Consider the following 467-nt stretch of genomic DNA (forward strand, 5'->3'; position numbering starts at 1 on the left):
AAGTATCTGCTTTTTTATAGTTGGTGTTAATTGGTTCTTAGCTGTACCCATGTTGCTCCTTAGTAGTTAAATTGTTCATAAAACTGCAGCCTATAAATGTTGCCTTTGCATCAAGTCTTGTCCTGCCGCTTAACTGTGCCAGACGCCCAGGCTTCGTATCAATACTAGAAGCAGTATTGTTTAGCAAAGCATTTCCCGGTCACCTCCCTCCAGAATGAGATGCTCTAACTCATCGCAGGTAATTATGGCAAATAATTTTGCCTGCTTGTCAAAAGTCTCCCTGAGATGCCGGATGAGTTTTTCTTTCCGGCTGTCACTCGGTACGATCCAAACCGTGAGTGGGAACATTTCTGATTCTTCCTGCTCTAAACCAGAGCGGTAGTAGGCATGGTATTTCTCACATTTCTCAATAATCTTGGCGGGAGATTCCGTGTCAAGGTCAACTTCGATAAAATAGCGGTCTTCAT

At 43.3% G+C, this 467-nt stretch carries 1 protein-coding gene; it reads right to left on the bottom strand.

Annotation, left to right across the window (positions count from 1 at the left end):
* Positions 1–180: 180 nt before the first annotated feature.
* Positions 181–467, bottom strand: a 287-nt coding sequence (locus tag E5329_RS29400) for a replication-relaxation family protein (RefSeq protein WP_275443908.1), incomplete at its 5' end; no start/stop codon positions are given.

It is taken from the genome of Petralouisia muris (assembly GCF_004793545.1).
Lineage (GTDB): Bacteria > Bacillota > Clostridia > Lachnospirales > Lachnospiraceae > Petralouisia > Petralouisia muris.